This is a genomic window from Methylobacter svalbardensis (assembly GCF_037671525.1).
In the GTDB taxonomy this organism is placed as follows: domain Bacteria; phylum Pseudomonadota; class Gammaproteobacteria; order Methylococcales; family Methylomonadaceae; genus Methylobacter_A; species Methylobacter_A svalbardensis.
In genome coordinates this window covers 1-1,189 of record NZ_JAWPOH010000178.1, presented here as the reverse complement: position 1 = coordinate 1,189, position 1,189 = coordinate 1, and the positions used below count along the sequence as shown (strand labels likewise).

Below are 1,189 nucleotides of genomic sequence, written 5' to 3'. Positions count from 1 at the left end.
GGGAGGTTCGTGTTAAATGGTTCTCAGCCACCGCACTCGTTCAAAGCCTACAACAAGCCAAGCGGGATCTGGATTTAATGACTGCAATGACGCGGTTGGATAAATATCAGGTTCTGGTTATTGATGATATTGGCTATGTTAAAAAAACCGATGCTGAAACCCAGGTCTTATTTGAATTCATCGCTCATCGTTATGAAAGCGGCAGCTTAATCATCACCTCTAATCAACCTTTTAGCCAATGGGACCAGATCTTTCCAGATACCATGATGACCGTTGCGGCTATTGATCGCATTATCCATCATGCAACCATTATTGAAATAGAAGGAGAAAGTTATCGAAAAAAACAGAGCTTAAAAAAATAATCAAAATTTTTTAACTAAAACCGGCCAAGGTAATTGTCGTCACCCGGACAGGATAGTTGACGCCGGACATCCGGTTAAATACCCTCTAAGAACTACCTCTACCTCTAATGCATTACGTTCTCTACCATCATCAAAATAAAAAGCTTCAGGAGGTGGATTTTCACATATAACATTACCCAAGTATTTAAGCGATAATTCATCATTATATCTATTTTCAACTTGAAGTAAGATGTCTTTTGCTCTTGAAATATTTATATCATCTAAACTATATGAGCTACTATACCTACTCAAAAAATCTTCAGATTTTTCAGAATCAATGGAACAATGTTTTGTCATATTTAAGTCACAGTTTTTATTGTAATGTATCTATTATATAAATTATAACCTATAGCCATGAAAAACTTAATACCAACCAAGGATAATGTTTACAATTAAATTAAGGTAGAATTTTTTCAATCACTCTAAATACTTATTTATCCAATGAAACAGAGCAAATACACATACAGCTAACTGGTTATATTATATGATAATTAAACATTATGTGAAAATTCACTTGAACACCTCAACTTATGCACTTAAATGATTTCGACAAATTACTCAAGATATAAATTTCATGATTTTTTTTCTGAACCCATTACACGCTTGAATTCCTGAAGTAATAAGCGTGAAATAACTTAGGAAAATTAGATTTATACCTGAACCCATCTCCTTACACACAAATACTAAACCAGTCCATCTAGCTTGCGGGCTATCTGTATTCCATACACGCAGTCTTGTATTCTCTGGAACCCTTTCCATATGCTTTTAGCGCCGGGCTCTCCATCCGA

At 34.9% G+C, this 1,189-nt stretch carries 2 protein-coding genes; one reads left to right on the top strand and one right to left on the bottom strand.

Annotated features, from left to right (window positions below):
• Positions 1–362: ATP-binding protein (locus RW114_RS20705; RefSeq protein WP_340124617.1), on the top strand; the 362-nt coding region annotated here is incomplete at its 5' end.
• Positions 363–401: 39 nt separating this feature from the next.
• On the opposite strand, the gene RW114_RS20700 is transcribed toward RW114_RS20705, so the two are convergent.
• Entirely contained in the window at positions 402–698 is a 297-nt protein-coding gene (locus RW114_RS20700) for a hypothetical protein (protein ID WP_340124616.1), read from the bottom strand.
• Positions 699–1,189: the final 491 nt, after the last annotated feature.

What these genes read in the sequence shown, in the direction of transcription:
- RW114_RS20700 (WP_340124616.1), bottom strand. Translation starts at nt 698, where the DNA reads ATGACAAAACATTGTTCCATTGATTCTGAAAAATCTGAAGATTTTTTG.